This window comes from Streptomyces sp. NBC_01233 (assembly GCF_035989305.1).
Classification (GTDB): Bacteria; Actinomycetota; Actinomycetes; order Streptomycetales; family Streptomycetaceae; genus Streptomyces.
On the sequence record NZ_CP108514.1, the window covers coordinates 6,666,526 to 6,688,971 of the forward strand.

General features: G+C 71.1%; 22 protein-coding genes. 5 read left to right on the forward strand and 17 right to left on the reverse strand.

Annotated features, from left to right (window positions below; all coding sequences use genetic code 11):
* Positions 1-25 precede the first annotated feature (25 nt).
* The 9 genes from OG332_RS31875 to OG332_RS31915 all read right to left on the reverse strand — a co-directional run bounded on the left by OG332_RS31875 (position 26) and on the right by OG332_RS31915 (position 8,542).
* A complete protein-coding gene (locus OG332_RS31875; RefSeq protein WP_327416681.1) occupies positions 26-1,432 on the reverse strand; it encodes an NAD(P)/FAD-dependent oxidoreductase in 1,407 nt (468 codons plus the stop codon).
* Positions 1,429-1,689, reverse strand: a complete 261-nt coding sequence (locus OG332_RS31880) for a ferredoxin (RefSeq protein WP_327416682.1) — start codon at positions 1,687-1,689, stop codon at positions 1,429-1,431. Before OG332_RS31880 ends, OG332_RS31875 begins: the two co-directional genes overlap by 4 nt.
* Before the next feature lie 134 nt (positions 1,690-1,823).
* Positions 1,824-2,459, reverse strand: coding sequence for a hypothetical protein (locus OG332_RS31885; RefSeq protein WP_327416683.1), 636 nt, complete (start codon positions 2,457-2,459; stop codon positions 1,824-1,826).
* 96 nt (positions 2,460-2,555) lie between these two features.
* The gene (locus OG332_RS31890) at positions 2,556-3,461 is read right to left on the reverse strand and encodes a hypothetical protein (protein ID WP_327416684.1); all 906 of its coding nucleotides are present in this window, start codon (positions 3,459-3,461) and stop codon (positions 2,556-2,558) included.
* Between the two features lie 80 nt (positions 3,462-3,541).
* Positions 3,542-4,633, reverse strand: a complete 1,092-nt coding sequence (locus OG332_RS31895; RefSeq protein ID WP_327416685.1) for an LOG family protein — start codon at positions 4,631-4,633, stop codon at positions 3,542-3,544.
* A gap of 26 nt (positions 4,634-4,659) precedes the next feature.
* Entirely contained in the window at positions 4,660-5,733 is a 1,074-nt protein-coding gene (locus OG332_RS31900; RefSeq protein ID WP_327416686.1) for a hypothetical protein, read from the reverse strand.
* Entirely contained in the window at positions 5,715-6,473 is a 759-nt protein-coding gene (locus tag OG332_RS31905; protein WP_327416687.1) for an ABC transporter ATP-binding protein, read from the reverse strand. Before OG332_RS31905 ends, OG332_RS31900 begins: the two co-directional genes overlap by 19 nt.
* A 201-nt stretch (positions 6,474-6,674) precedes the next feature.
* Positions 6,675-8,054, reverse strand: coding sequence for an aspartate aminotransferase family protein (locus OG332_RS31910; protein ID WP_327416688.1), 1,380 nt, complete (start codon positions 8,052-8,054; stop codon positions 6,675-6,677).
* On the reverse strand, positions 8,039-8,542 hold the full coding sequence (locus OG332_RS31915; RefSeq protein ID WP_007266859.1) for an Lrp/AsnC family transcriptional regulator: 504 nt from the start codon (positions 8,540-8,542) through the stop codon (positions 8,039-8,041). The genes OG332_RS31910 and OG332_RS31915 overlap by 16 nt, the downstream gene beginning before the upstream one ends.
* Positions 8,543-8,710: 168 nt before the next feature.
* On the opposite strand from OG332_RS31915, the gene OG332_RS31920 reads away from it, so the two are divergent.
* The 3 genes from OG332_RS31920 to OG332_RS31930 all read left to right on the forward strand — a co-directional run bounded on the left by OG332_RS31920 (position 8,711) and on the right by OG332_RS31930 (position 11,968).
* Positions 8,711-10,150, forward strand: a complete 1,440-nt coding sequence (locus OG332_RS31920; RefSeq protein WP_327416689.1) for a gamma-aminobutyraldehyde dehydrogenase — start codon at positions 8,711-8,713, stop codon at positions 10,148-10,150.
* 97 nt (positions 10,151-10,247) lie between these two features.
* Positions 10,248-11,426 (forward strand): polyamine ABC transporter substrate-binding protein, encoded by a 1,179-nt coding sequence (locus OG332_RS31925; protein ID WP_327416690.1) that lies wholly within the window; start codon positions 10,248-10,250, stop codon positions 11,424-11,426.
* Between the two features lie 77 nt (positions 11,427-11,503).
* A complete protein-coding gene (locus tag OG332_RS31930) occupies positions 11,504-11,968 on the forward strand; it encodes a hypothetical protein (protein WP_327416691.1) in 465 nt (154 codons plus the stop codon).
* Here the strand turns inward: OG332_RS31930 and OG332_RS31935 are convergent.
* The 5 genes from OG332_RS31935 to OG332_RS31955 all read right to left on the reverse strand — a co-directional run bounded on the left by OG332_RS31935 (position 11,940) and on the right by OG332_RS31955 (position 16,892).
* Positions 11,940-13,160 (reverse strand): serine hydrolase domain-containing protein, encoded by a 1,221-nt coding sequence (locus tag OG332_RS31935; RefSeq protein WP_327416692.1) that lies wholly within the window; start codon positions 13,158-13,160, stop codon positions 11,940-11,942. The two genes, OG332_RS31930 and OG332_RS31935, sit on opposite strands and share 29 nt — an antisense overlap.
* 149 nt (positions 13,161-13,309) lie before the next feature.
* Positions 13,310-13,978: a response regulator transcription factor gene (locus tag OG332_RS31940; RefSeq protein ID WP_327416693.1), complete on the reverse strand. Its 669-nt coding sequence runs from the start codon at positions 13,976-13,978 to the stop codon at positions 13,310-13,312.
* Positions 13,975-15,141 carry a sensor histidine kinase gene (locus OG332_RS31945; protein ID WP_327416694.1) on the reverse strand — a complete coding sequence of 389 codons (1,167 nt, stop codon included), beginning with the start codon at positions 15,139-15,141 and terminating at the stop codon, positions 13,975-13,977. The genes OG332_RS31940 and OG332_RS31945 overlap by 4 nt, the downstream gene beginning before the upstream one ends.
* Positions 15,141-15,830, reverse strand: a complete 690-nt coding sequence (locus tag OG332_RS31950) for a glycerophosphodiester phosphodiesterase (RefSeq protein ID WP_327416695.1) — start codon at positions 15,828-15,830, stop codon at positions 15,141-15,143. The genes OG332_RS31945 and OG332_RS31950 overlap by 1 nt, the downstream gene beginning before the upstream one ends.
* A 36-nt stretch (positions 15,831-15,866) precedes the next feature.
* On the reverse strand, positions 15,867-16,892 hold the full coding sequence (locus OG332_RS31955) for an adenosine deaminase (protein WP_327416696.1): 1,026 nt from the start codon (positions 16,890-16,892) through the stop codon (positions 15,867-15,869).
* Positions 16,893-17,002: 110 nt separating this feature from the next.
* On the opposite strand from OG332_RS31955, the gene OG332_RS31960 reads away from it, so the two are divergent.
* Positions 17,003-17,698, forward strand: coding sequence for a DUF4190 domain-containing protein (locus OG332_RS31960; RefSeq protein WP_327416697.1), 696 nt, complete (start codon positions 17,003-17,005; stop codon positions 17,696-17,698).
* 19 nt (positions 17,699-17,717) lie between these two features.
* Here the strand turns inward: OG332_RS31960 and OG332_RS31965 are convergent, their stop codons facing one another.
* The 3 genes from OG332_RS31965 to OG332_RS31975 form a co-directional block, all read right to left on the reverse strand.
* Positions 17,718-19,307, reverse strand: coding sequence for a TROVE domain-containing protein (locus tag OG332_RS31965; protein WP_327416698.1), 1,590 nt, complete (start codon positions 19,305-19,307; stop codon positions 17,718-17,720).
* Positions 19,308-19,751: 444 nt separating this feature from the next.
* Complete coding sequence (locus OG332_RS31970) at positions 19,752-20,183, reverse strand: NUDIX domain-containing protein (protein WP_327416699.1); 432 nt, start codon at positions 20,181-20,183, stop codon at positions 19,752-19,754.
* Positions 20,180-20,734 carry an NADAR family protein gene (locus tag OG332_RS31975; protein ID WP_327416700.1) on the reverse strand — a complete coding sequence of 185 codons (555 nt, stop codon included), beginning with the start codon at positions 20,732-20,734 and terminating at the stop codon, positions 20,180-20,182. The genes OG332_RS31970 and OG332_RS31975 overlap by 4 nt, the downstream gene beginning before the upstream one ends.
* Before the next feature lie 194 nt (positions 20,735-20,928).
* On the opposite strand from OG332_RS31975, the gene OG332_RS31980 reads away from it, so the two are divergent.
* Positions 20,929-22,443 (forward strand): gamma-aminobutyraldehyde dehydrogenase, encoded by a 1,515-nt coding sequence (locus tag OG332_RS31980; RefSeq protein ID WP_327419444.1) that lies wholly within the window; start codon positions 20,929-20,931, stop codon positions 22,441-22,443.
* The last annotated feature ends 3 nt before the right edge of the window (positions 22,444-22,446 follow it).

Sequence of the window (22,446 nt, forward strand, 5' to 3'; positions counted from 1 at the left end):
CGTGATCCTCGGGGGGAGGGCGCGGTCAGTGGCGCGCGGGGGTGAAGGTCATCTTCCGGTCGGCCGGCGAGTAACCGCTGAGGGTGATGGTCGGCCCGTGCGAGGGGATCGAGGGGTCGGGGAAGTCGGCCGGCACCGGCTTGTTCCCCTCCGGCCTGCGGTCCACCGTGGTGAACGGCGGGGGGAACGGCGCAGTGGTCTCGATCTGGTGCTCGTAGAAGGGGAGCCACCGACAGTTGTCGAAGGTCACGGCGGCGATCACGCGCCCCTGGTACCCGTACACGGCCACGAACCGGCGCTCGGTGAGCGAGCCCTGCATGACGAGGAGTTCGGTCCCCATCGGCGGCACCCCGACCGACTTGATGTTCACGCCGAACTGGGAGGACCAGAACGCCGGAACCCACAGGTGGGGGCGGCGGTCCGCGCTCTCGCTGAGCATGTTGTGCGCGGCGGTGTCGGCCTGTGCGACGGCGTTGCCCCAGTGCTCCAGGGAGAGGAACTGGTAGCCGAACAGGGCGTGCGGGGAACGGGCCACGTCACCCGCCACGTAGATGTCGTCGGTGACGATGCCCCGGATGTCGAAGGCCCGGCAGCCCGCGTCACAGGCGATGCCGCGGGGCCCCGCGCCCAGTCCGGACCCGGTGAGCCATTCGGTGTTGCGCTGCGCGCCGAGCGAGACGACCACCACGTCGGCCTCGATGGTGGATCCGTCGGAGAGGTGGGCGGCGCGGACCCGGCCGGCGGGGTCGCCCTCCAGCCGGGTCACCATGACCCCGGTGCGCAGGTCGACCCCGTTCTCGCGGTGCATCTCGGCGGCGACCTCCCCGATGACCCCGCCGAGCGCGCCGACCAGGGGCGCCGAGCCCCGTTCGGCGACGGTGACGTCGAAGCCGCGTTCCCGGCAGGCGGAGGCGATCTCGGACCCGGTGAAACCGGCTCCGATGACGAGTACCCGGCGGGGACCGGCGGCGAGGGCACGTTGGAGTCCTTCGCCGTCGTCGCGGGTGCGCAGCACGAAGACTCCCTGCAGGGCGCCTTCCTCCTCGTTGGGCCAGGGCCGCGCGCGGACCCCGGTGGCGATCAGCAGCCGGTCGTACTCGACCTCGTCGCCGTTGCCGAGACGGACCCGGCGGGCGGCCATGTCCAGGCCCGTGGCGGGGACCCCGAGCCGCCAGTCGGCGTCGATCGCCCGGCGCCGGGGGAGCGCGGTGTGTTGCGCCACCGCGTTGCCCAGCAGGACCTGCTTGGACAGCGGGGGCCGGTCGTACGGCTCGTACGGTTCGTCGCCGATCATCGTCAGCGAACCGGCGAAGCCCTTCTCGCGCATGGTCTCGGCGGCCCGCAGACCCGCCAGCGAGGCCCCGACGACGACGATGCGGCCCTCCCGCTTGAGGTGCTCCAGGGCCCCGTCGCGTGATCGTTGAGCAGTCACCGTGCGCCTCCGGAACCGGCGGCGCCGGCCACGGCGTCCGGGGTCGGGACGTGCTTCATGTCCTCGTCCGTGAGCTCCAGGAGGATCGCGCCGACCGGGCACGCGGCCACGGCGCGTTCGACGTTCTCGCGCTGCTCGGCAGCGGCCTCCGGGTTGTAGAGCAGCGATTCGTCGCCGTGCATGGCGAAGACATCGGGAGCGAGGAAAGCGCACTGGGCGTATCCCTGGCAGCGGTTGAGGTCGACGACAAGCCTCATGACGGATCTGCCTTTCCCTCGGCTGTTCATCCCCGTCTCGCCCCCCGGAACCCCCGGTTCCTCCCCGCCCCACCAGCATGCACGCGGGACCCGGAGGCCGCCTGCCGGAGCACGGACCTCCAGGTCGGGGACGGTCAGGGCGGCGGACCGGACGGGCCGGTACGGGCGCTGCCGCGCCGGGCGCGCAGGATGTGCACGCTGATGATCAGGGCCCAGGCCGGGAAGAGCAGCTCGGACCAGGGCACGCCGGAACCGACCACGATCAGGACCAGGCCGACGACGGTGCCCAGCAGGGCCAGCGACCGCGGGAAGACGCCGAGCAGCCGCCCGATGGTCGAGGTCGCCAGGACGAAGACGGCGCCCATCCGCAGGGCGTACGTCGCGAGGAGCGTGTAGGAGTAGTGGCGGCCGAAGCTGGAGGGCGTGTCCTCGTTCAGCACGGTGCCCGCGGCCGCGGCGGAGACGAACAGCGTGGCCACGAAGACGAATCCGCTGCCGAGGAACACCGTGGCGACGAACCGGTCCTCGGCCTCACCCGTGTGGGCGCGCAGGGCGCCCATGAACCAGAGGAAGAAGATGCCCGCGAAGGGCACGATCTCCAGGGACACCTGGACCGCCCAGCGCTTGTCCGGGTCGATGACCGCGTGGGCGGCGTCGCCGGGGACGGCGATACGCATCAGGACGATCGCCGCCCCGAGCAGCAGGGCGAAGCCGACCCCGGCCATTCCGGCGGCGCGCGGAGTCTTCAGCCGATCGGTCGTGGGCTCCATAAGCCCCTCGCTCTCTCCCCTGGTCCAGCAAGCGGCAGCCGCCGCCGCGCCACCACCAGGAGACGGCCGACCGGGTGACGCCGGCCCGCCGGCGGGTCAGCCGACCGGCTCCGGCACCGGGCTCCCGGCCTCCTCCTCGGCACCCTCGTGTTTGCCGTACCAGGCGACGGCCACCGCGCCCGCGACGGCCAGGACGAAGCCGAGGACCGCCAGCCAGGCCAGTCCCGGGCGGGAGGCGTCACCGAGCCACAGCACGCCGATCGCGCCCGGGAGCACCGTCTCGCCGACGACCAGGGCCGCCGTGGCGCCGTTCACCGAGCCGATCTGGAGGGCGACCGTGTGCAGGTACATGCCACCGATGCCCGCCACCAGAATGGCGTAGAGGGCCGGGTCGGAGAGGAAGGTGCCGAGGTCGAACGGGTCCACGCCGTCCAGGATCCGGACGCCGACGCCGAGCGCGCCGAAGCCCAGGCCCGACAGCAGGCCCGCCAGGATCGCCGCGCCGCCGCCGAGGAGGCGTACGGCGACCGTGCCGCCCACCATCAGCAGCAGGGTGATCCCCAGCAGCCACCAGTGCGTGGACATCGGCGCGTGGTGGCCGCCCTCGTGGCCCGCCGCCGTCGCCAGCAGCACCAGCGCCGTGCAGACGACGCCGATCGAGGTCCACTCCTTCCGGCTCAGCCGGATGCCCAGCATCTTCACGCTCAGCACGGCCGTGATCACCAGATTGGCGCTGATCACCGTCTGCGAGAGGAACAGGGGAAGGAGTCGGGCGGCCAGGGCGCCGAGCCCGAAGCCCACGAAGTCCAGGATCGTGCCGACGATGAATTCCCAGGTCATCGCCGCTTTCGCGGTGGACGACAGGTTGGGGCCGCCGTGGGCGGTCACCCCGGCGGCGGTCGGGGACATCCGGGCGGCGCGGCGCGATCCGACGGCTTGCAGCACGGATCCCGTGCCGTAGCAGATGGATGCCGCGACGGCGGTCAGTAGGCCTATGAGCACCAAGGGCTCCGTTCACGTCTGGCAGGTTTTGCGGTACCTCTGCCAGACGTGTGAACGGGCCGCGAAGTTGCTTCCGGAGCTCAGCTCATTGACGCGAGGACGCCGGGGACCTCGTCCACCGAGTCGACCAGCGCGATCCGGGACTCCATGGCGCGGCCGCGGGCCAGCGCCCGGAGCAGGGGCCAGGCCGGGAGGTGCTCGGTCCAGTGGGTGCGGCCGACCAGGATCATCGGTGCCGGCTCGCCCCGGGACCCGTAGTAGTTCGGCGTGCCGTTGTCGAAGATCTCCTGGACCGTGCCCGCCGCGCCGGGCAGGAAGACCACGCCCGCGGTGGACCGGGCCAGCAGCCCGTCCTCCCGGGTGGCGTTCGCGAAGTACTTCGCGATGTGCCCCGCGAAGGCGTTCGGCGGCTCGTGCCCGTAGAACCAGGTCGGGATGCCCACCGAGTCGCCGCCACCGGGCCAGCGCTCCCGCACGGAGAAGGCCGCGCGCGCCCAGTCGGACACCGACGGGGTGAAGGACGGGGCCTTGGCGAGCAGCTCCAGGGCCTCCGCGAGGGCCTCGTCCGGGGCCGGGGCCAGGTAGGCGCCGAGGTTCGCGGCCTCCATCGCGCCGGGGCCGCCGCCGGTGGCCACGGTCAGCCCGGACCGGGTCAGGGCGCGGCCCAGCTCCGCCGCGCCGCGGTAGTCCGTACCGCCGCGCGACATGGCGTGGCCGCCCATCACGCCGACGACCCGGGCGCCGACGAGGTGTTCGTCGAGGGCGTCCGACATGGCGTCGTCGTGGACGGACCGGAGCATGGAGGAGAAGACGTCGCCGTCGGCCTTGATCTCCTGGAACCAGGCGTAGGCCCAGGCGTCGGGGGTGGCCTCGTACCCGTCGGGCAGCCCGGCGAAGAGCTCCTCGGGCGTGTAGAGCAGGCCCCGGTACGGGTTGAACGGCAGGTCCGGGACGGGCGGGAAGACCAGCGCGCCGTCGGCGCGGACCTTCACCGCGGCGTCGGGCTCCATCGCACAGCCCAGGAACACGGCCGCCGAGGTGTCGGCGGAGAGCAGGGCGAAGGTCCGCTCCAGCAGGTTGACCGACTGGATCCGGTAGCCGCTGAGCGAGCCGCGCGCCACGACCTGGTCGAATTCGGCGAGCGTCTCTATCCCGATGTCTGCGTTGACCATTCGGCCCACCCTAAGGGCTGCCCGCGTCAGCGGGTCAGTGCCAGCGACGTCAGCTGCGCCACACCCCAGCTGAGCGGAACGCACACCGCCACGAGCGCGCCGGCCCGCAGACTCGCCGCCGTACGCAGGACCTTGGCGGGCGCGCCCAGGTCGAGCAGGGCCTCGCGCGCGGCGCCCCGGCTGCGGCGGGCCTCCACCGCGGATGTGAGAAGGGTCGCGGCCGCGCACAGGGCCACGAGCGCGGCGGCCGGACCGGTCAGCGGGCCCAGCGGGACGAGCGGCCCGCCCCCGTCGCGCAGGGCCAGGACGGTGAGGGCGCCGACGCCGACCGAGCACAGCACCCCGAGCGGCGGGCCGATCCGGGGCGCGTCCTCCTGGAGGACCCGCCCGGCCAGCAGTCGCAGCGCGCCCGGGCGCACGGCCTGGACCAGGCTCCCGGCGGCGTAGGCGAGACCCGGCCCGGCGAGGGCGAGTCCGATCGCGGTCAGCGCCCAGCCGGCGAGCATTCCGGGGCCGCTCCGGCCCGCGTAGGCCTCGGCGGCGAGCCCGCAGGCGGTCAGCGCGATCCCCCAGGGCAGGCCGGTCTGAGGGGCCGGCGGCCGGTGCGGGCGCAGAGCGAGGGCGGTGGCGGCCGAGGCGGTCAGCGGAACCAGGGCCAGCAGGGTGAGGGCGGCCGCCACGGGCAGCGGCTGGTCCGCGTGGAGCAGTACGGCCCCGGCTCCGTCGAACGGCAGACCGGCCAGGTCCCCGCGCAGGTGGAGGAATGCGGCCAGGGCCACGGCGCTGCCCAGGGCGCAGGCGACGGCGGTGGAGATCGCGGCGACCAGGGCGAGCCGTACGGGTCCCAGCCCGGCCGCGTCCATTCCCTCGCGGGGGCGGTTCGCGGGGTCGGCCCGGGCCACGGCCACGGCGAAGTGGACGGTGACGGCCAGCGGGATCAGGGCCCACAGCAGGCGAGGGAACGATCCGGCGGGCCGGGCCACGGCCCCGGCGAGTACGGAGAGCAGCAGGAACCCGGTCCCGGCCGAGGCGGCGGCGACGAGGAGCCGCCGCAGCTGGACGAGCGGCCGGGAACCGCGGGCTAGGCGGAGAGCGAGCACGCGGCCTGGCCCTCCGGGGTGTCGGGGAGGGGGGAGGCGGCGGCCGCGGTCCCCGCGAGCCGGCCGTCGAGCAGCGCCAGGCGGCGGTCCGCGACGGCCGCGGTGGCCTCGTCGTGGGTGGCCAGCAGCACGGTGATCTCGTGGGACCGGGCCGCGGTGGTGAGCGTCCGGAGCAGCAGGGCCCGCTCGGCCCGGTGCAGCGGGGCCGTGGGATCGTCGGCGAAGATCACCGCGGGCTCGTTGACCAGGGCCCTGGCCAGCGCGACCCGCTGGGACTCGGCGCGGGTCAGGGCGCCGGGGCGCTTGCGGGCGAATCCGCCGATGTCGAGGCGGTCCAGCCATTCGCAGGCGGCGTTCTTGGCGGTGCGGTGGGGGGCTCCGGCGAGGAGCAGCGGCAGGGCGGCGTTCTCCCAGACCTTCAGCTCGGGCAGCAGCTGCGGCTCCGGGCCGATCCAGCCGAACCGGTCGCGGCGCAGCCGTTCGCGGGCCAGCGAGCCCATGGTGTGCACGGGGACGCTGTTGAACCAGACCTCGCCCTGCTCGGGCCGCAGCTGCCCGGACAGGCAGCGGAGCAAGGTGGTCTTGCCGCTGCCGCGGGGACCGGTCAGGGCCAGGATCTCGCCCTGGCGGACTCCCACGGAGACCCCGACGAGAGCGGGGGATCCGTCGTGGGAGTACTGCAGGGACCGAGCCCATAGGACGTCATTGTCAGGCGGGGCATTGTCCGGTGGAGCCACCATGGCGTACACCTCCGTCCGGGGGAACGAAGCGGAGCCGGTTCGGTCACTGGCGCCGCAATGAGATGTAAAGAGATGAACGTCTTGGATGGTGACAGCACACGGCCCGGACCCCCGCGTTCTCACTCGAACGGAGGATCCGGGCCGTGTGATCGGACCATTGGCCTCGGCCGATTTACATCCCGGCCGGTCCGGTGGGCCTGCTTACAGCTTCGTCCAGGCCTCGGTGAGCACCGAGCGCAGGATGCCCTCGATCTCGTCGAAGGTGCCCTGGTCCGCGATCAGCGGCGGCGCCAGCTGGATGACCGGGTCACCGCGGTCGTCGGCCCGGCAGTACAGGCCGTTCTCGAAGAGCGCCTTGGAGAGGAAGCCGTAGAGCACGCGCTCCGTCTCCTCGTCCGTGAAGGACTCCTTGGTGTCCTTGTCCTTGACGAGCTCGATGCCGTAGAAGTAGCCGTTGCCGCGGACGTCGCCGACGATCGGCAGGTCGTGCAGCTTCTTCAGCGTCGAGAAGAAGGCGTCCTCGTTGTCCAGCACGTGCTGGTTGAGGCCTTCCTTGTCGAAGATGTCGAGGTTGGCCAGTGCGACCGCCGAGGAGACCGGGTGGCCGCCGAAGGTGTAGCCGTGCAGGAAGGTGTTGTCGCCCTTGTAGAAGGGCTCCGCGAGGCGGTCGGAGATGATGCAGGCGCCGATCGGGGAGTAGCCCGAGGTCATGCCCTTGGCGCAAGTGATCATGTCCGGCACGTAGTCGAACTTGTCACAGGCGAACATCGTGCCCAGACGGCCGAACGCGCAGATCGTCTCGTCGGAGACGAGCAGGACGTCGTACTCGTCGCAGATCTCGCGGACCCGCTGGAAGTACCCGGGCGGCGGCGGGAAGCAGCCACCGGCGTTCTGCACCGGCTCCAGGAAGACGGCGGCGACGGTGTCGGCGCCCTCGAAGAGGATCTCCTGCTCGATCTGGTCGGCGCACCAGCGGCCGTAGGCCTCGGGGTCGTCGCCGAAGATCGGGGCGCGGTAGATGTTGGTGTTGGGCACCTTGTGCGCGCCGGGGACCAGCGGCTCGAAGGGGGCCTTCAGGGCCGGCAGGCCCGTGATGGACAGGGCGCCCTGCGGGGTGCCGTGGTAGGCGACCGCACGCGAGATGACCTTGTACTTGGTGTGCTTGCCCTGCAGCTTGAAGTACTGCTTGGCGAGCTTCCAGGCGGTCTCGACGGCCTCACCGCCACCGGTGGTGAAGAAGACCTTGTTCAGGTCGCCCGGGGCGTAGTGGGCGAGGCGCTCGGCGAGCTCGACGGCCTTGGGGTGCGCGTACGACCAGATGGGGAAGAACGCGAGTTCCTGCGCCTGCTTGTAGGCGACCTCGGCCAGTTCCTTGCGGCCGTGACCGGCGTTGACCACGAACAGGCCGGCGAGACCGTCGAGGTAGCGCTTGCCCTTGTCGTCCCAGATGTAGGTGCCCTCGCCCCGGACGATGGTGGGGACGGGGGAGTGCTCGTAGGACGACATGCGGGTGAAGTGCATCCACAGGTGGTCGTACGCGGTCTTGGAGAGGTCCTGGCTCACGGTTATCGGGTTCCCCACATGTAGGTCTGCTTCTTCAGCTTCAGGTATACGAAGCTTTCGGTTGATCGCACGCCGGGGAGCGTGCGGATCTTCTTGTTGATCGTTTCGAGCAGGTGGTCGTCGTCCTCGCAGACGATCTCCACCATCAGGTCGAACGACCCTGCGGTCATCACCACGTACTCGCACTCGGCCATGGCGGTCAGTGCATCGGCCACCGGGTCGAGGTCGCCCTCGACGTTGATGCCGACCATGGCCTGGCGTCGCAGGCCCACGGTGAGCGGGTCGGTGACGGCGACGATCTGCATGACGCCCTGGTCGAGCAGCTTCTGCACGCGCTGGCGCACCGCCGCTTCGGAGAGGCCGACGGCCTTGCCGATCGATGCGTAGGGACGACGGCCGTCCTCCTGCAGTTGCTCGATGATCGCCAGCGACACAGCATCGACCGAAGGGGACGGTTGTCTGTTCCTGGAATCTGCGCTTCGACTGACCACGACCTCACTGTGCACGAGGGTCGTCTGTTCCGCAAGACGGAATCGATGAAATCCGTTGTTTGAGGGCGCAGATCTCACCGATTTCGTAGTTGGTGGCCTCCAGGTCTGTCGAAAGCCTCTGCCGAGGGGCTAGGCTTGGTAATCGTCTCAACCATTGGACATGTGATCAGGAGTGTGGCTGTAGTGACCACCGAACTGCGTCGTCTGCGCAACTACATCGGCGGGGAGTTCAAGGACGCCGCCGACGGGCGGACCACCGAGGTGGTCAACCCGGCCACCGGCGAGGTGTACGCCACGGCTCCGCTCTCGGGCCAGGCCGACGTCGACGCCGCCATGGCCGCCGCCGCGGCGGCCTTCCCGGGCTGGCGCGACACCACCCCCGCCGCGCGGCAGAAGGCGCTGCTGAAGATCGCGGACGCCTTCGAGGCGCGCGCGGACGAGCTCGTCGCCGCGGAGTCGGAGAACACCGGCAAGCCGCTGGGCCTCACGGCCAGCGAGGAGCTGCCGCCGATGGTGGACCAGATCCGCTTCTTCGCGGGCGCCGCCCGCCTGCTGGAGGGCCGCTCGGCCGGCGAGTACATGGAGGGGATGACCTCGATCATCCGCCGTGAGCCGGTCGGCGTCTGCGCCCAGGTCGCGCCGTGGAACTACCCGATGATGATGGCCGTGTGGAAGTTCGCCCCGGCCATCGCGGCGGGCAACACCGTCGTGCTCAAGCCCTCGGACACCACCCCGGCCTCCACCGTCCTGATGGCGGAGATCATCGACTCGGTCCTGCCCAAGGGCGTCTTCAACGTCGTCTGCGGCGACCGCGAGACCGGCAAGGCCATGGTCGAGCACTCCACCCCGGCGATGGCTTCCATCACCGGTTCGGTGCGCGCGGGCATGCAGGTCGCCGAGAGCGCCTCCAAGGACGTCAAGCGCGTCCACCTGGAGCTCGGCGGCAAGGCCCCGGTCGTGGTCTTCGAGGACGCCGACATCCCCAAGGCCGTCGAGGACATCGCGGTCGCCGGTTACTTCAACGCCGGCCAGGACTGCACCGCCGCCACCCGCGTGCTCGTGCACGAGTCCATCCACGACGAGTTCGTGGCCGCGCTCGCCAAGGCCGCGACCGACACGAAGACCGGTCAGCCGGACGACGAGGACGTGCTGTACGGCCCGCTGAACAACCCGAACCAGCTCAAGCAGGTCGCGGGCTTCATCGAGCGCCTCCCCGCCCACGCCAAGGTCGAGGCGGGTGGCCACCAGGTCGGCGACAAGGGCTTCTTCTACGCCCCGACCGTGGTCTCCGGACTCAAGCAGGACGACGAGATCATCCAGAACGAGGTCTTCGGCCCCGTCATCACCGTCCAGTCCTTCACGGACGAGGCCCAGGCCCTGGAGTACGCGAACGGCGTCGAGTTCGCCCTCGCCTCCTCCGTGTGGACCAAGGACCACGGCCGCGCGATGCGGATGTCCAAGAACCTCGACTTCGGCTGCGTGTGGATCAACACCCACATCCCGCTGGTCGCCGAGATGCCGCACGGCGGCTTCAAGAAGTCCGGCTACGGCAAGGACCTCTCCGCCTACGGCTTCGAGGACTACACGCGCATCAAGCACGTGATGACCTCGCTCGGCGGCTGACCGGTCGCATCGATCACAGCACAGCACAGCGTTGACGGGGCGGGCAGTAGACAACATGTCTATTGCCCGCCCTTCCGCGTTCCCCGAGGCTGAGCCCATGCCTGAACTCGCCTTCTCCCGCCGTGCGGCGCTGTGCGGCCTCGGTGCCGCGGGCCTGTCGGCCGCCCTCGCCGGCTGCGGCGTGCCCGCCGCCCACGTTCCCGAGGAACGGCGTACGGGCCCGGACCGGTCCGAGCGGGACCGGAGCGTCGCCTTCTCCAACTGGCCGCTCTACATCGACACCGACGAGGAGGACGAGGAGCGCCGGCCGACGCTGGAGGCCTTCTCGGAGCGGACCGGCATCGAGGTCCGGTACACCGAGGAGATCAACGACAACGACGAGTTCTTCGGCAAGGTCAGCCCGGCCCTGATGAACCGCCAGGAGACCGGTCACGACCTGGTCGTGGTCAGCGACTGGATGGCCGCCCGCTTCGTCCACCTGGGCTGGGCCCAGAAGCTGGACCGCTCGGTGCAGCCCAACGTGGCCAGGCACCTCGACCCGCAACTGCGTTCCCCCGCCTTCGACGAGGGCCGGCTTCGCACGGTCCCCTGGCAGTCGGGGATCACCGGCATCGCCTACAACCGCAAGGCCCTGGGCCGGGAGATCAAGTCGGTCAGGGACCTGTGGCACCCGGACCTGGCGGGCCGGGTCACCCTCTTCTCCGGCCTCGACGAGTCCTTCTCCCTGCTGATGCAGGGCAACGGCGTGGACGTCACCCGCTGGACCGAGTCCGACTTCCACCGGATGTGCGACCAGGTCGAGAGCATGGTGAAGAAGAAGCACATCCGCCGCTTCACCGGCAACGACTACACCTCCGATCTGAGCAAGGGCGATGTCCTCGCCTGCCAGGCCTACTCCGGTGACGCCATCCAACTGCAGGCCGACAACCCGGACATCGAGTTCGTGGTCCCCGAGGAGGGGGCCGAACTCTGGGCGGAGAGCCTGCTCGTCCCCAACCTGGCCCGCCACAAGGCCAATGCCGAGGCCCTCATCGACTACTACTACGACCCGGCGGTGGCCGCGTCGCTGGCGGCCTCCGTCAACTACGTCTGCCCGGTCCCGGCCGCCCGGGAGGTCCTGGCCGGCTCCGACGACAAGGAGACCGCCGAACTGGCCGAGAACCCGCTGATCTTCCCGGACGACGAGATGCGCAAGCGGCTCGTGGTGGCCCGGGACATCTCCTCGGCCGAGCGCCGCTCCCTCGCCAAGCGCTGGAACGCGATCGTCGGACTTTGATCACGGTCCGGCCACGGAATTGAACACGTTCATCAATGCGGCTGAACGTGTTCAGAAATGTCCGTAGGCTTACTCCCATGAGCGAGAGAAGCGCCCTTCAGCGGCGGATCCGTGCCTGGTTGACCCTGTTCCTCATCTGCCTGGTACTCAGCGGCCTCACCGCCTTCCCCCTGGTCACCGAACTCCACTGGGCCAACTCCCTCGTGGACAACGACTGGTTGCGGCGGGTGGGCGACGGGCTGGACCAGGCCGATGCCGCCTACCCCTTCCTCCTCTACGGAACCGACTGGCTCGCCTTCGCCCACCTCGTCATCGCCGTCTTCTTCTACGGCGTCCACCGCGACCCGGTCCGCAACATCTGGATCGTCGAAGCCGGCATGATCGCCTGCGCCGGAGTGATACCCCTGGCCCTGATCTGCGGCCCGATCCGGGGCATCCCCCTCTGGTGGAGCGTCATCGACATGGCGTTCGGCGTCTTCGGGGTCATCCCCCTGCTGGTGCTCCGCCGCATGATCAAGCGCCTTGAGGCGATGCCCGCTTAGCGAAGGCCGCTATGACGATGCCGAGTGCCACCTTGTTCATGTCCTGGCCCTTGGCGTCGGTGGCGTTCACCGAGTACACGAGCGTGCGGGACAGGTCGCGGGTGCCGCCGATCGCGGTGTTGCAGCCGTGGCGGCCGCCCGTCTTGCCCCAGGCCACCGTGCCGTCGGGCAGGACGATCTTGGACATCCCCGCCGTCAGCGCGGCGTCCTTCCCGCTCACGAAGTCCTTCACCGCCGGCACCGTGAACATCTCCTCCAGCTGGGCCCTCGGCACGATCCGTCCGGCGAACAGGGCTATGGTGAACCGCTCCAGGTCCGCCGTGGTCGAGATGATGTCCCCCGCCGCCCACCGGTCCGAGGAATTCCACTCGGTCACGTCCCGCAGCTCCCGGGAGCCGTCCGCCCCCACCGTCGCCTGGTAGCCCCGATTGTGCGGCCCATGGATCTTCGTCTGCGTCCGCGCCGGGAACGAGGTCTGACGCAGACCCAGCGGCTTCAGGATCCGCCGGGCGACCGCCTCCTCGTACGAAGTGCCCGTCACCCTCTCGATGAGCACGCCCAGCACCGTGTAGTTGATGTTCAGGTAGTGCTGGGACGTGCCCGGGGTGAACTCGGACTTCTTCGCAAAGGCGTTGGCCACCTGATCGTGCGGGTCGGTGACATCGAAGCGGTGCTCCCACTGCTCCTCGAAGCCGTTCCCCGGTCCGTCGGCGGCCGGTATGCCGCTGGTGTGGTTCAGCAACTGCCGGACGGTGACCGTCCCGTACCCCTCGGGGACCGTGCCGGGCAGATACTGCCGCACCGGCCTGTTCAGATCCAGCCGGCCCTCGGCCGCCAGCTGGAGCACCACCGCCGAGGTGAACGTCTTGGTCACCGACCCCGCCCGGAACCGGCCCTGCTCCAGCGCCGCGCGCCCCGTACGGACATCGGCGACACCGGAACTCCCCTGCCAGGCACCGCTCTTGCCGCCCACCCGGACCAGCGCGGCGGTCGCATCCCCGTGCTCCGGGCCGAGACCGGCGATCGCCTTCTCCAGCGCCGCAGCGTCGGGCGGCGTCGAAATCACCGGCGCGACCCTCGCGGAGGAGAGCGGAGCAGGATTCGGGGCCGGCGCGGCGTGGGCGACGGCCGGGCCGGACGCGATCCCCAGGACCAGAGCGGCGGCGATCAGCGTGCGCGTACGTGCGTTCATGGTGGTGTGCTCCCCCTGTGAGGCATCGGGGCCGTCTGCCCCGATGACCTCAATGCTCCAGGTCAGAGGGGTAGTCGCGGATCACCATCAAGAGGGGTCTTCACCGGTACGACAACTACCCGGCGCGGGGGAGGCGACACGCCGTCCCCTCACTCCCCAGAGGGAGTACCCGCCGCGATCAGGCCCGTCTCGTACGCGCAGATCACCGCCTGGATCCGGTCCCGCAGCCCCAGCTTCGCCAGCACGTTCCCCACGTGCGACTTCACCGTGTGCTCGCTCACCACCAGCGACACCGCGATCTCCGCGTTCGACAGGCCCCGCCCCAGGTGCAGCAGCGTCTCCCGTTCCCGCGCCGTCAGTACCTCCAGCCGGTCCGCCGGAAGGGAGGGCCGTACCGCCGCCGCCGTGTACTCCTCGATCAGCCGCCGCGCCACCGAAGGCGCCAGTAGGGACTCGCCCGCCGCCACCACCCGTACCGCGTGCACCAGATCGTCCCGCCGCACGTCCTTCAGCAGGAACCCGCTCGCCCCCGCGTGCAGCGCCTCGTACACGTACTCGTCCGAATCGAAGGTCGTCAGCATCACCGTCCGGCACGCGCTCCGCGCCGAGATCGCCCGGCACGCCTCGATCCCGTCCAGCACCGGCATCCGGATGTCCAGCAGCGCCACGTCCGGAGCGAGCCGGGCCACCGCCTCCACCGCCGCCGCGCCGTCCCCCACCTCCGCCACGACCTCGATGTCCTCCTGGACGTCCAGGATCATCGCGAACCCGCTGCGCACCAGCTCCTGGTCGTCGGCCACCACCACACGGATCGTCAACGTCCCACCTCCGCACGGGACGTTACTAGGTCCACTGCCACGCGGAACCCCCGGCCGCCCGGTCCCGGACCCGTCCGCGCGGTTCCCCCGTGCGCGGCCGCACGTTCCCGGATGCCGACCAGGCCGTGTCCGCCCCCCGCGCCGCCCAGCGGGCCCCGCCCGTCGTCCGTGATCGTGATCGCCAATGCCTCGGGCGCGTAGTCCAGGCACACCGTCACCCGCCGAGCCGCGGCGTGCTTCACGACGTTCGTCAGGGCTTCCTGCACCACCCGGTAGACCGTCGTGTCGACCGCAGCGGGCAGCGGGCGGTTCACGCCCGTCTCTTCGTACGTCACTTCGGGCCCGCCGAGCCGTATCCGGTCCAGCAGCACGGGCAGCGCAGCCACCCCCGGCTGCGGCTCGCGCGGGGCCGGGCCGTCCTCCCGGAGCACCCCGAGCATCGCGCGCAGCTGCACCATGGCGTCCCGGCCGGTCTCCGAGATGGCCTCGAAGGCGGCCTCGGCCCGTTCCGGAGCACGCCGTACCGCCACCGGACCGGCCTCCGCCTGCACGATCATGATGCTGACCGCATGGGAGAGGATGTCGTGCATCTCCCTCGCGATCCTGGCCCGTTCACGCGCCACGGCCTGCTCGGCCTCGATCCGGTTGGCCCGTTCCAGCTGAGCCGCGCGGTCCTCGACGGCCGCGGTGTAGGCCTGCCGGGTGAACTGGAGCCGGCCGAGGGCGTATGCGGCGCCCGCGCAGAACAGGGTGAAGGACAGCTCTCTGGCCGAACCGGTCTCCAGCTCCACCGATGCGGCGACGGCCACCACCGTGATCACCGCGACCGCCGCCCGCACGCGCGCCGGACACAGCAGGGCGACCGTGTAGGCGGCGATCAGCCCGGCGTACGGCAGCGGCTGACCCGGTCCGTCGAGCGTCACCTTGTACACACCGCCCACGAGCAGGATCACCACCAGTACGGCGACCGGACGGCGCCGCCGCCACACCAGCGGTACCACCGCAGCCGTGGTCATCGCGTACGACGCCCAGGTCACCGGCGGCAGCCCGGCCTCCCGCGGCAGCACGAACGGCATCGTGACGGCCAGCTGCACCAGCAGCGTCAGACCCAGGTCCACGGCCCAGGGGTTGGCGCGCCGCAACCGGCCGGTCAGCTCGCGCATCACCGTCCGGACTCGGCCCGTACCCGCGCCAGAACGTCCATCCGGTTCGTGGTGACCGCGTCGACCCCCGCCTTGACGAGCGACTTCATCGTCCGCCTGGTGTCCGCGGTCCAGGCCGAGACCAGCAGGCCGTCCCGGTGGAGCGCGTCCGTCAGCTCCCGGCTCACCAGCCCGAAACGGTAGTTGAGCCAGCGCGGGGCCACGGCGTCGATCAGCACCCGCCGCGGCGGCGACAGCGTGGTCCAGGTCAGCGCGATCTCCGCGCCCGGATCGGCCGCGCGGACCGCCAGCATCGAGTTCGGGCCTGCGCAGTAGTACGTCCGCTCGCGGGCCCCGCACTCGCGGACGAGGCCCACCACGGTGCGTACCGACTCGGGTGTGGCGCCCGGGAGGTCGAGCATCAGCCGCCCGGCCCCGGCGGCCATCAGGGCGTCGCGCAGGGTGGGAACGCCGTCCTGCGTCAGCTCCTTGAGCTGCGGGGCAGTGACGTCGTCGAGGCGGACGTCATGGCCCCACAGCCGTTGGAGCGTCTCGTCGTGGAGCAGGACCGGCACCCCGTCGCGGGTCAGCCGTACGTCGATCTCGACCGCGTCCGCCCCGCGGGCGAAGGCGGAGCGGATCGAGGGCAGGGTGTTCTCACGGACACGGTAGGGATCGCCGCGGTGGCCGACGGCAGTCAGGGTAGGCATGGCCCCATTCTCCGTGCCGCGGACGTCAATTGGACGTCAGCGCGCCAGCCATTCGGCGGTGTACGCGTCGATCTCCGCTGTGATCTTCGCCTTGCCGGCCGGGTCCAGGAAGGAGGCCTCGACGGCGTTCTTGGCGAGCTGCGCGAGCCCCCGCTCGTCGAGGTCGAGGAGGCGCGCGGCCACCGCGTACTCGTTGTTGAGGTCGGAGCCGAACATCGGCGGGTCGTCGCTGTTGATGGTGACGAGCACGCCCGCCGCGACCATCTCCTTGACGGGGTGCCGGTCGAGGTCGGTGACCGCGCGGGTGGCGATGTTGGAGGTCGGGCAGACCTCCAGCGCGATGCGGTGCTCGGCGAGGTACGCGAGGAGCTCTGGGTCCTGCGTGGAGCTGGTGCCGTGGCCGATGCGCTCGGCGCCCAGGTCGCGGATGGCGTCCCAGACGGTCTCCGGGCCGGTGGTCTCGCCGGCGTGCGGCACGCTGTGCAGGCCGGCGGCGCGGGCCGCGTCGAAGTACGGCTTGAACTGCGGGCGCGGGACGCCGATCTCGGGCCCGCCCAGACCGAAGGAGACCAGGCCCTCGGGACGCAGTTCGACGGCGAGCCGGGCGGTCTCGGCGGCGGCTTCGAGGCCGGCCTCGCCGGGGATGTCGAAGCACCAGCGCAGGATGACGCCGAGTTCGGCCTCGGCGGCCTTGCGGGCGTCCTCGATGGCCTCCATGAAGGCCCGCTCGTCGATGCCGCGGCGGGTGGAGGAGTACGGGGTGATGGTCAGCTCGGCGTACCGGATGTTCTGCCGGGCCATGTCGCGGGCGACTTCGAAGGTGAGGGTGCGCACGTCGTCCGGGGTGCGGACGAGGTCGACGACCGACAGGTAGACCTCGATGAAGTGGGCGAAGTCGGTGAAGGTGAAGTAGTCGGCGAGGGCCTCGGGGTCGGTGGGGACCTTGGAGTCGGGGTGCCGGGAGGCGAGCTCGGCCACGATGCGCGGGGATGCCGAGCCGACGTGGTGGACGTGGAGTTCGGCTTTGGGCAGCCCCGCGATGAAAGGGTGCAGGTCGGTCATGGGGTTGCCTCCGGGAGGACGCGGGTGCGGGCAGGTCGGGATTCATCGTAGGCAGGCCCGTGACTGTCGGTGGCAGCGCTTAGCATGGCTGTACGAGAGGGGGGCACCGCATGACTGACAGCAGTCCCGAGCCGCGAGACCCGTGGGCACCGCCGGAGCGACCCGCGGTGGAGCTGGGCAAGTCGCAGGGCGCGCCCGACGCGCACGGCACGCCAGGCGTGTCGGGTCCGCCGTCCGTGCACGACCAGCCGACGCTCGCGGGGATGCCGGGAGACCAGCTGCCCCCGACCGCCCCGACACCGACGCCCGCCCAGGCCGCGCCACCGGCCGGACCCGCGTCCGCGGCGTACGGATATCCGGTCCAGCCCGGCTACGGGTACCCCGGCGATACGGGCTACCCCGGCCCCCCCGGGTACCAGGGATTCCCGGGCCCGCAGGGGTACCCGGGCCACGGCTCGTACGCGCCGTACGCCCCGTACGGGCCTCAGCCGAGCAACGGCTTCGGCATCACCGCGCTCGTCCTCGGCATCATCTCGGTCGTCGGCTGCTTCCTGAGCTTCATAGGCGTGGCGCTCGGGATCGGGGCGGTCGTCTTCGGCGCCCTGGGCAAGGGCAAGGCGAACCGCGGCGAGGCCGACAACGGCGGGGTGGCGCTCGCGGGCATCATCCTGGGCGTCATCGGCATCGTGCTGGGCGGGCTGATGCTCGCGGCCGTGTTCGCCAGTTTCATGGACCTGGGGCCGCTCGAAGAGTCTCCGTCGTACGACAGCCCCTACGACAACTCCCAGGTCCACGAGAAGGTCTGACCCAGGTCACCGGACCGCCTCAAGAGGCCCAGGGCCAGTCCGCGTTCCGGCCGTCCTCGATCAGGGACACCATCCGGAAGGCCCCGTCGGTGAGCCCTCCGAAGGTGTGCCGGTTCCCGCCGCCGGAGGGCGCGTGCCCGACCCGGTAGCCCGCCAGGTTCCACGTGTAGACGGGTACCGCGGACGGCACCTCCACCGTCGGATCGCCGCTGTAGCCGAAGGAGCCGGCCTGCTCGTCGGTGACGATCAGCACCCGGTCGTGGTCCCGGTAGTGCTGCTTCACGGCCTGGGCCGTACAGGTTCCGCCGAGGTCCTCGAAGCGCTCCAGCAGCTTCAGCACGGACTCGCCCCGCGCATACGGGACCGCCTTGCTGGTCGAGCCGAACTGCACGAGGTCGGCCTGCTCCGCCCGCAGCGCCACCGCCGACCCGAACACGGCCGCCGCATCCGCCCGGTTGAGCTTCGAGCGGTCCGACAGCGGGGACCACATCGACCCGGACCGGTCGACGAGCACCAGCGTCCGGCCCGGCAGTGCCGGTACGTTGGCGAGCGAGTGGCCGAGCGCCTGCTCCAGGGGGTACGCCCAGCGCAGCGAGGGGGCGTGCTGATAGGCGGCCAGGTAGCGGAAGGGGAACTGGCGGGACCGGGCGACGACCTCCGGGTCGGAGATCCTCGCCGAGACCTGCGCGGCCACCGCGTCCGAGACCCCGGCCTGGTCGAAGTTGCGCAGGTTGCGCAGCAGCGCCATCGCACCCATGGACGGGATGACCGCCTCCCAGGCGGCCGCGTCCATCGGGCCCTGCAGCCAGCCGGCCAGTGCCTCCCAGGTCATGCCCGCCGCCGCGAGGCGCTCCGCGCCGTCGGGGGCGAGGACCACTCCACGCCGCTCGGAGACCGGCAGCTCCATCAGCGCCCGGTGGGCGGCGAGGGTGCGGTTGCCGGCCGGGACCTGCGCGTCGTCCGGGTTGTGGCGGCGGTCGAGGGCGTAGCGGAACAGCTCGCCCTGCCAGGGCTTGGCCGGGTCGGGGGACGCGTGCACGAGGTTGAGGACGTCACCGAAGCGGAAGGCCTTGGAGTCCGTGTCGTACTTCAGCAGCGAAGTGCCCGAGTAGAGCCGCCGTACGGCGTCGGCGATGCCGCGCTTGACGGGCTTGGGCACGGTGCGCCCGTACGTCGCCGTCCAGTAGCCCAGCAGCTCACCGGGCTCGTCCGCGCGCCGCAGTACGCGATCCACGACCTGCCGGTTCGAAGGCCCGTCGGTGGCGCCCGCGTCGAGCCGGGCCTTGACGTACTCGGCGGCGCCGACGAGCGAGGCGGTGCGCATGTTCGCGTCCCCGCGGAGCCAGCCCAGCAGGCCGGCCGTCCACGCGGGATCCTCGACGGCGAGGGTGCGCACGAGCGCGGCGAAGCGGTCGTCGCGGGCCTCGCCGCTCTCGTACGCGGTGCGCTGCGTCACGAAGTTGGCGACGGCGAGCAGGAACAGCTCGGAGCGCGGATCGCGCAGGTGGCCGGGGCCGCCCTGAGCGGTGCGGGCGCGGCCGGTCGAGCGAACCGGCGAAGTGGGCGCGGCGGGCGCCGACTTGGACGCGCGCAGGTTGAAGCGAGCCATGAGAATCCCCCCGAATTCGATGGAAGCGGGGAGGCGTTGCGTGAGGGATGCCCGAGATCGGGAATCGGCGGCGGACTTTTATGCCCGGCGAGCTGCCTGACTGCTCCACCAGCCCGTTCCCTTGCGGGTGACGAGCCGGGTGGGATTCGAACCCACGACCTCCGGGTCCCCAGAAGTAGCCGTCGCCTGCGCACCGGGCATCCCCCACGCGGGCCTCCCGAGATCAAGGTGGCGGCGGCCTGGGTTTCTTTGCAAAAGAAGGAGCCGCTGCCTGCGCACCGGGAGGTGCGTGACGTAGGTGTCCAGAGAACAAGGCCGGCGAAACCACAAGGTGCTCTGCCAGCTGAGCTACACCGGCCCGAAGCCGGTGACGGGACTCGAACCCGCGACCGCCCGATTATGAGTCGAAGTAGGTCTCGCCTTCGCACCTGGACGAGGAACACGTTAGGCGGCGGGGCCGGGATCCACCACGCAATTACTGAGCAGTGTGGGCACCATGACCGACTTGCCGTCCGTACCGCGCGAGAGCGGGACCCAGATGAGCCCGACCATCCGGGGGCAGTCGCACTCCAGGTCCGCGTCGACGCCCAGGACCGGCTCGCCGGGCGCCACGTCCACGCGGAAGCAGGAGGTCCAGCCCGAGGGGTAGGGCGTGTCGTACGCGTACCGCACGCCCAGGGCGTGCAGGCCGGTCTCCTCGGCCACCTCCCGCCGGACCGCCTCCTCGGGCTCCTCGCCCTCCTCCAGACCGCCGCCGGGCAGGGTCCAGTACTCCGGCCCGTCGTGCCGGGCCGTGGCCCCCCTGCCGCGCTCGCGGACCATCAGCACGCAGCCGTCGCGGACGATGATCGCGGCGACCCGGCGCCGCTCCGTCACGCGCCGTCCTCGCGCAGCCGCTGCCGGGCCTCCATCAGGGCGAACCCCAGCAGGTTCAGCCCGCGCCAGCGGGCCGGGTCCAGGGCGCGCTCGTCGTCGGCCGCGAGCCCGATGCCCCAGATCCGGTCCATCGGGCTCGCCTCCACCAGCACCCGGTTCCCGGTGCCCAGCAGGTACGAGCGCAGCGCCGGATCGGAGCCGAACTTGTGCAGGCTGCCCTCCACGACCAGGGCGAAGCGCTCCCGCTTCCATATCGCGTCGTCGAAGCCGCGCACGAGCCGCCCGGCCTTCTTCGCGGCCGCCGGACTCTTCGCCTCCAGCGCGGCCCGCTCACCCTCGGCGTCCCCGAACAGCCTGGCCTTGCCGGCCATCATCCAGTGCTCGGCCGTGGCATATCGGACGTCACCGACAGTGAAAGCCGAGGGCCACCACTGGCTCAGGCAGCTCGGTCCGAGCCTCCCGTCCGGCAGCGGCCGGTGCCCCCAGAACGGCAGGTACTTCACCCGTTCACCGCGGCTGACCTGCTTGATCAGGTCCTCGATCATCTCCATGCACGCGAGTCTGGCAGTCGCCACTGACACTTCGTACGGGATTTCCGGTGTGCCTCGACACATGGTCGACCGATTCCGTCGCGTAATCAAAAGGAAACAACGGAATCACTTGGCCGAGGGCACCACCTCTGTCAGGATCGGCACTCAATTCGAGCTGTAGCTCGAACTGTAGCTACGGAGAGCGTGAGAGCGTGATGGGCAACCGCTTCCAGGTCAAGGACCGCTTCGCAGACGGCGCGCAGTACATCGACGGGCAGCTCAGGCCCGGTACCTCCGGGCAGTCACACACGGTGGTCGATCCGGCGACCGGCGACGAGGTCCTCACCTACGAACTGGCGAGTACCGCGGACGTCGACGAGGCGGTCGCCGCCGCCGGGCGTGCCTTCCCGGGATGGTCCGGCGCCACCCCCGGCGAGCGTTCGGACGCCCTGCACCGGCTGGCCGCCGTGCTGGCCGAGCAGGCGGAGGACTTCGCGTACGCCGAGTCCCTGCAGTGCGGCAAGCCGATCAAGCTGTCCACGGAGTTCGACGTGCCGGGGACCATCGACAACACCGCCTTCTTCGCGGGAGCCGCCCGCCACCTCCAGGGGCAGGCCGCCGGCGAGTACTCCGGCGACCACACCTCCTACGTGCGCCGCGAGGCCATCGGGGTCGTCGGCTCCATCGCGCCCTGGAACTATCCGCTCCAGATGGCCGCCTGGAAGATCCTCCCGGCGATCGCCGCGGGCAACACGATCGTCCTCAAGCCCGCCGAGCTCACCCCGCTGACCTCCCTGATGTTCGCGCAGGCGGCCAAGGAGGCGGGCCTGCCCGACGGTGTGATCAACATCGTCACCGGCGCCGGCCGCGTGGCCGGTGAGCACCTGGTCGGCCACCCCGACGTGGTGATGACCTCCTTCACCGGCTCCACCGCCGTCGGCAAGCGCGTCGCGGAGATCGCCACCGCCACCGTCAAGCGCCTCCACCTGGAGCTCGGCGGCAAGGCCCCCTTCCTCGTCTTCGACGACGCCGACCTGGGGGCCGCCGCGCACGGCGCCGTCGCCGCCTCCCTCATCAACACCGGCCAGGACTGCACCGCCGCCACCCGCGCCTACGTCCAGCGCCCCCTCCACGACGCCTTCGTCGCCAGGGTGGCCGAGCTGATGGAGACCGTGCGCCTCGGCGACCCCTTCGCGCCCACCACCGACCTCGGCCCGCTGGTCTCGCACGCCCAGCGCGACCGGGTCGCCGGTTTCGTCGAGCGGGCCCGTGCCTACGCCACCGTCGTCACCGGCGGCGAGATCCCGGCGGGCGAGCTGGCCGACGGCGCGTACTACCGGCCCACCCTCATCGCCGGCGCCGCCCAGGACAGCGAGGTGGTCCAGTCCGAGATCTTCGGTCCGGTCCTCGTGGTCCTGCCCTTCGACACCGACGAAGAGGGCATCGCGCTGGCCAACGACACCCCGTACGGACTCGCGGCCTCGGCCTGGAGCCGCGACCTCTACCGGGCGAACCGCGCCACCCGTGAGATCCAGGCGGGCTGCGTCTGGGTCAACGACCACATCCCGATCATCAGCGAGATGCCCCACGGGGGCTACAAGGCCAGCGGCTTCGGAAAGGACATGTCCGCCTACTCCTTCGAGGAGTACACGCAGGTCAAGCACGTGATGTTCGACAACACGGCGGTGGCCGCGAAGGACTGGCACCGCACTATCTTCGGGGACCGATAAGAG